The organism is Variovorax sp. P1_H12_2, assembly GCF_056405335.1.
The window spans coordinates 1-6,873 of record NZ_JBFUCI010000353.1 but is presented as its reverse complement, the minus strand read 5'-3'; the positions used below and the strand labels follow the sequence as shown (position 1 = coordinate 6,873).

7 protein-coding genes are annotated in these 6,873 nt (G+C 66.8%); all 7 read left to right on the top strand.

Features of this window, described 5'->3' with window-relative positions; genetic code table 11:
• Positions 1-504, top strand: a 504-nt coding sequence (locus AC1D2K_RS26705) for a class I adenylate-forming enzyme family protein (RefSeq protein ID WP_478092362.1), incomplete at its 5' end; no start/stop codon positions are given.
• Positions 505-540: 36 nt separating this feature from the next.
• Complete coding sequence (locus AC1D2K_RS26700; RefSeq protein ID WP_478092361.1) at positions 541-903, top strand: hypothetical protein; 363 nt, start codon at positions 541-543, stop codon at positions 901-903.
• A gap of 7 nt (positions 904-910) precedes the next feature.
• Complete coding sequence (locus AC1D2K_RS26695; protein ID WP_478092359.1) at positions 911-2,152, top strand: thiolase family protein; 1,242 nt, start codon at positions 911-913, stop codon at positions 2,150-2,152.
• Between the two features lie 9 nt (positions 2,153-2,161).
• A complete protein-coding gene (locus tag AC1D2K_RS26690) occupies positions 2,162-2,965 on the top strand; it encodes an SDR family NAD(P)-dependent oxidoreductase (protein WP_478092358.1) in 804 nt (267 codons plus the stop codon).
• A 52-nt stretch (positions 2,966-3,017) separates the two neighbouring features.
• Positions 3,018-4,844, top strand: coding sequence for a DUF1302 domain-containing protein (locus AC1D2K_RS26685; protein ID WP_478092357.1), 1,827 nt, complete (start codon positions 3,018-3,020; stop codon positions 4,842-4,844).
• Between the two features lie 35 nt (positions 4,845-4,879).
• Entirely contained in the window at positions 4,880-6,241 is a 1,362-nt protein-coding gene (locus tag AC1D2K_RS26680; protein ID WP_478092355.1) for a DUF1329 domain-containing protein, read from the top strand.
• An 11-nt stretch (positions 6,242-6,252) separates the two neighbouring features.
• The coding region (locus AC1D2K_RS26675; RefSeq protein ID WP_478092353.1) for a WD40/YVTN/BNR-like repeat-containing protein at positions 6,253-6,873 on the top strand (621 nt) is incomplete at its 3' end.

Genomic DNA, 6,873 nt, shown 5'->3' with positions numbered 1-6,873 from the left:
GTCGAACTGCTGGCGCAGGGCGAGACCGGCGAGATCTGCGTGCGCGGCGACCTGGTCATGAAGGGCTACTACAAGGCCCCGGAGAAGACCGCCGAGACCCTCGTCGATGGCTGGCTGCATACCGGTGACGTCGGGCACCTCGACGCCGAGGGCTACCTGCACATCACCGACCGCAAGAAAGACATGATCATCAGCGGCGGCTTCAACGTCTATCCGAGCGAAGTCGAGCAGGTGATCTGGGCGCACCCCGCCGTCCAGGACTGTGCCGTCATCGGCGTGCCCGACGAGAAATGGGGCGAGGCGGTGAAGGCCGTCGTCGAGCTGAGCCCCGGCCAGGAAGTCGGCGCCGACGAGTTGATCGCGCTGTGCCGCGAGAAGCTCGGTCCGGTGAAGTCGCCGAAAACGATCGACTTCACGGCCGCGCTGCCGCGCAGTGCCGCAGGCAAGGTCCTCAAGAAGGACTTGCGGGCTCCCTACTGGGCCCATGCCTCACGTGCGATCTGAGCGCTCCCGCACCGCCACACCTCCATGAGAACCACGATGACACTCGCACAAACCAAGGCCCTTTTCTATTCCGCTGCGCTCTTCAACTGGGGCGCCGTGTTGATCCTGGCGCTCCTTGCGCATGCGCTGGGCCTGGAGCCGCCGCTGCAGTCCCTGTTCGGTCAGATCACCCTCGGCGCCATCTTCGTCTTCGGGTGCGGCTACTGGCTGGTCGGAATGGCACCGACCGCCTACCGCGGCATCGTCGCGTTGGGTGTGCTCGGCAAGCTGGCGGTCGTGGCGATCGTCTGGGCGAACTGGCTTGCGGGCAGCACGACGCCGCAAATGGCGCTCTTGGTGAGCGGAGACGTCATCTACTCGCTGCTGTTCCTGCGCTTCCTGCAGCGCAGCGCGGCCTGAGGCCACCATGAACGGCATCTACATTGCCGGCGTCGGGATGACCGTGTTCGGTCGCCATCCGGAGCGTTCGCTCGAAGACATGGCGGGCGAAGCGCTGAACGGCGCCCTGCAGGATGCGGGATGCTACGTCGGCGATCTCGACGCGGCTTTCTACTCGGGCGTGACCAACGGGCCGCTGCAGGGGCAGCTCTCGATCCCGGGCCAGGTCGTCCTCGGCAAGAGCRGCATCGCAGGCATTCCGATCTTCAACGTCGAGAACGCCTGCGCCTCCGGCAGCACGGCGCTCCACTTGGCCGTCCAGCACCTGAAGGCGGGCGCCTGCGACATCGCACTCGCGCTGGGCGCGGAGAAGATGAACGTCGCCGACAAGCCCAAGGCCTTCGCGCTCTTCGAGGCCGGCTGGGACGTCTCGCGCGCACAGCAGAACTACGAGCAGTTGATGCGCATGGGCGAGGGCATCGAGCCGCCTCCGGGGTCGGAATCCGACAAGCCCTACAGCCGCTTCATGGCGATCTACGCGGCGTTGTGCCGTCATCACATGAAGACGCACGGCACCACGCAGCGACAGATCGCGGCGGTTTCGGCCAAGAACCATCTGCACTCCGTGCACAACCCGCTGTCGCAGATTCGCAAGCCATTCACCATCGACGAAGTCCTGGCCGCGCCGCCCATCACCTATCCGTTGACCTTGCCGATGTGCGCGCCGCTGTCCGACGGTGCGGCGGCGGTCATCATCTGCACCGCGGAGGGCCTGCGCCGCATCAGCGCATTGGCTTCGCGCAACGTGAAAGTCGCTGCGAGCGTGATGCGCAGCTTCACCGTGCGCGGGCTCGATCAGCCGGATCTCAACATCGGCCGGCTCGCAGCGCAGCAGGCCTACGACCAGGCCGCGCTCGGCCCCGGCGACATGCACGTGGCCGAGGTGCACGATGCGTCCGCGATGGGCGAGATCATCCAGGCCGAAAACCTCGGCCTTGTCCCGCTCGGACAAGGCGGCCCCGCCGCAGAGCGCGGCGACTTCACCATCGGCGGACGCATTCCGATCAATCCCTCCGGCGGCCTGGAGTCCAAGGGCCACCCCTTGGGCGCGACCGGGCTTGGCCAGATCCACGAGCTGGTCACTCAACTGCGCGGTGAAGCCGGCGCACGCCAGGTTCACGGCGCGCGCCATGCCATCCAGGAAAACGGGGGCGGCCTCCAGGGCATCGAAGAGGCCGCCCTTGCCATTCATATTCTCACCAAGAACTAAGGAGACTTCGTGCAACCCCATTTCAAAGGCAAGGTCGCGGTCATCACCGGCGCCGGATCGGGCATCGGTCGGGCGCTGGCCCTTCAGCTGGCCGCCGCCGGCGCCCGCCTGGCGCTGTCGGACATCGACGCTGCCGGACTGGCGCAGACCATTCGGCAACTGCCGGTCGGCACCGAGGCCCGGGGCTATTCCCTGGACGTCTCGTCGCGGGAAGCAGTCTTCGCCCACGCCGACGCCGTGMGTAGCGACTTCGGCACTGCTCATTTCGTGTTTAACAATGCCGGCGTCACCGTTATCGGCACTGTGGAGCATCTCGAGATCGAGGAGATCGAGTGGCAACTCAACATCAACCTGTGGGGCGTGATCTACGGCACCAAGGCCTTTCTGCCGATGATGTTGTCGCAGCGCGAGGGCTGCATTGTCAACATGTCGAGCGTGTTCGGACTGGTCGGCTTTCCGGCCCAGAGCGCCTACAACATATCCAAATTCGGCGTTCGAGGACTCACCGAGTGTCTGTGGCGTGAACTCGAAGGCACTGGCGTGCGGGCGCTCAGCGTGCATCCTGGCGGCATCAAGACAAACTTCGAGCGAGCCGGCCGGCGATGCAAGAACGCTGGAAAGGAAGAGGCGCGCTTCTCGGCCTTGGGCGAAAAGCTGCTCACCACGCCGCCAGAGGACTGCGCAGCCGCCATCCTGAAAGGCGTGCGGCTAGGCAAGAAGCGTGTCGTGACGGGCAACCAGTCCTCAACGCTGTTCTGGCTGTCGCGGTTGCTGCCGAACAGCTATCACAACGTCGTCAAGCTGATCGCCTGAGCGGGCATCTTCGCCGCCATCTCATCAGAAAAAGAATTCAAGAGACAACTCCATGCCCCAGCACTTCACGCGCACGCCGGTCACCAGGCACCGCCTCAGCGCATTGACTTCCGCAGCGCTCGCGCTCCTCGCGATCGCCTCAACCTCACGCGCCATGGAGATCGATACCGGGAATCCGGATGTCGTGCTTCGCTGGGACAACACGGTGCGCTACAACCTGGGCTATCGCACGCAGGACCAGTCCAAGGCGATCCTCGGCAATCCGAACAACGACGACGGCGACCGCAACTTCGGCAACGGCGCCCTGATCGCCAGCCGGCTCGACCTGCTGAGCGAGTTCGACATGGTGGTCGACAAGAAGTACGGCTTTCGCGTGAGCGGCGACGCCTGGGCCGACGGTGCCTACAACAGCCTGGACAACCACAACAACGCCACCGCCAACACCCTGTCGTACGGCCTGCCGACCGCGGGCATCCTGTCGCCCTACACCAGCCGCTATGCCAAGGGCCCGTCGGGCGAACTGCTCGACGCCTTCGTGTTCGGCAGCCGCGACTTCGGCGACACCAACGTCGGCCTGCGGCTCGGCAAGACCACCGTCTACTGGGGCGAAAGCCTGCTGGGCGGCGGCGCGATCCACGGCATCTCCTACGGCCAGTATTCGCTGGACCTCTGGAAGGCGCTGGCGACGCCCGGCATCGAGGCCAAGGAGCTCTATCGCCCGCGCACGCAGATGACCCTGCAGGTGCAGCCGGCCCCGGACCTGGCGCTGTCGGCGCAGACCTTCTTCGACTGGGAAGCGGCGCGCTATCCGGAATCGGGCAGCTACCTGACGGTCAACGACGCACTGCTCTATGGCGGCCAGTCGCTGATCACGGGCCCGGGCCAGCGGCTGCTGCAGGCCACCGCGGGCGAGCCCAACAAGAACGGCGACTTCGGCCTGTCGGCACGCTGGAGCCCCGACTGGCTCGACGGCACCGCCGGCCTCTACGGCCGCCGCACCGCGGACATCCAGCCTCAGCTCGCGCTGACGCCGGCAGTGGCCGCCGTGCCGGCCGCCGCCTGCGCCCGTGCCGGCGCGACCGCCATCGGCCCGACCACCTGCTACATCAACCCGGGGGCCGCCACGCTGCAGCAGATCCGCGCCGGCTACCTCGGCCAGTACCAGGCCTTCTACGGCCGCGACATCGACATCTACGGCCTGAGCCTGGCGAAGAACATCGCCGGCCTGAGCTTCGGCGCCGAACTGAGCTACCGCCACAACATGCCGCTGCAGAGCACGCCGGTGCAGGTACTCCCGGCCGGCCTGGCGAATCCGGCGCTCGGCCAGATCACTCCCGCGCAGCTTGCCAACGGCGGCGCGCCCGGCGCGGTGGGCAACACCATGCACGGCGTGTTCAATCTGATCGGCTCGGTCTCCAGGACGCCGCTGTGGGACAGCGCCACCTGGATGGCCGAAGTCACCTGGAACCGCTGGCTGAGCGTGGCGCAGAACCCCAATGTCTTCAAGGGCAGCGCGGCCTACCGTGCGGTCGCCGCCAACGTCGATGCGGTGACGCGCGACTACTTCGGCCTCGCGATCAACTTCACGCCGACCTGGTTCCAGGTCTACCCCGGCGTGGACCTGTCTTTGCCGCTGAGTTGGGGCGGAGGTCTCTCGGGCATCTCGGCCGTGACGACGGGCGGTGCCAAGAACAACGGCTCCTACTCGCTGGGCGTCGCCGCGGATGTGCGAAACAAATACAACTTCGCGCTGCGCTATGTCGGCTTTTATGGCAACTACAGCACCACGGCGGCCGGTGCGATGAACGTCGCCGAGAGCGTCAACGCGCTGCTGTCCGACCGCGGCCACGTGCTGCTGACTTTCAAGACGACCTTCTGAGGTCGACCGATCCCCTACCGAACGGAGACATTCCCATGAAGAAACTCACCCTCGTGGCCGGCGCAGTGATCGCGCTCGCCGCCCAGTCCGTCCTCGCTGCCGTCGGGCCCGATGAAGCGAAGAAGCTGGGCACCACGCTCACCCAGACCGGCGCCGAGCGCGCCGGCAATGCCGACAAGACGATCCCCGAGTACACCGGCGGCCTGACCACGCCGCCGGCCGGCTACGAGAAGGGCTCGGGCATCCGTCCCGACCCGTACGCCGCCGAGAAGCCGCTCTACGCCATCACGGCGCAGAACATGGCGCAGTACGAATCCAAGCTGACCGCCGGCACCAGGGAGATGCTGAAGAAGTACCCGACGATGCGCGTCGACGTGTACCCGTCGCATCGCTCGATGGCCTTCCCGAAGTACGTGCTCGACAACACGGTGAAGAACGCCACCGCCGTCAAGACCACCGACGACGGACTGGGCCTGGAAGGCACCTACGCGGGCATTCCCTTCCCGATCCCGAAGACCGGCAACGAAGCGATGTGGAACCACCTGCTGCGCTTCACCGGCCAGAGCTCCTACACGCAGTACGACTCGATCAATGTGGATTCGTCCGGCAAGGCGGTGCTCGCCACCACCGGCCAGATCCACATGGACTATCCRTACTACGACCCGAAGCGCACCGGCGCCTCGAGCGACAGCGACATCTACTTCCGCACCAAGATCGCCTACACMGCGCCGGCCCGCCGCAAYGGTGAAGCGCTGCTGGCGCAGGACTACATCAAYCCGATGAAGTACGGCCGCCGCGCCTGGCAGTACCTGCCCGGCCAGCGCCGCGTCAAGCTCGCACCCGATATCGCCTACGACACGCCGAACCCCGGCTCGGCCGGCGCATCGACGTACGACGACGCCTGGGTCTTCAACGGTGCGATGGACCGCTACGACTTCAAGCTGGTCGGCAAGCAGGAGATGCTTGTCCCCTACAACGCGTTCAAGCTGATCTACGCGAAGGATCCGTACGCGACCACCACGCCGAACCACCTGAACCCGGACTACGTGCGCTGGGAACCGCATCGCGTGTGGGTGGTCGAGGCCACGCTGAAGGCCGACAAGCGCCACATCTACGCCAAGCGCACCTTCTACATCGACGAGGACAGCTGGATCGCCGTGGCTTCGGACGAATACGACGCACGCGGCCAGCTCTACCGCGCCGGCTTCGTGTACTCGAACCCCGCCTACGAAGTGCCCGCACCGACCAGCGTCGGCCAGTCGTTCCACGACTTCACCACCGGCGGCTACAACATGACCGGCCTGATGGGCGCCTACAACGTCGGCCTGAAATTCATGGAGCCGCAGTCGGCCAACGCCTGGTCCGCGGACGCCCTGGCCGGCTCCGGCGTGCGCTGACGGGAGAAGGCATGCAGCGTCGCAGCATCCTCCTGGCCGCCCTGGCTTCCGGCGCGGGCGTGTCCGCCCGCGCCGGCGAAGCCGGCCGAGCCCATAGCGGCAGCGAGATGCTCGACCTGCCGGCACGCATGAGCGCGGTGGCCGACCAGCGCCTCATCACCGGCATCGCGCGCGCCGGCGACCGCCTGGTGGCCGTCGGGCAGCGCGGCCACGTCTTGCATTCGTCCGACGGCGGCCAGGCATGGGTGCAGTCCATGGTGCCGGTGAGCACCGACCTCACCGCCGTGCGTTTCGTCGACGACAGCATCGGCTTTGCCACCGGCCACGACGGCGTGGTGCTCGGCACGCGCGACGGCGGCCTCGGTTGGAAGCGACTGCTCGACGGACGCCAGGCCAATGCGCTGGTGCTCGACCAGATGCAGCAACGCACCGCCGCGGCCGATGCCAGCGACACCGACCGCAAGCTGCTCGACGAAGCCAGGCGCAACGCCGAGGCCGGCCCCGACAAGCCCTTCCTCGACCTGCATTTCCACAGCCCCAGCCAGGGCTTCGTGGTCGGCGCCTACGGGCTCGTGCTGCGCACCGCGGATGGCGGCAAGCGCTGGGAGTCGTGGTTCGACCGCGTCGACAAC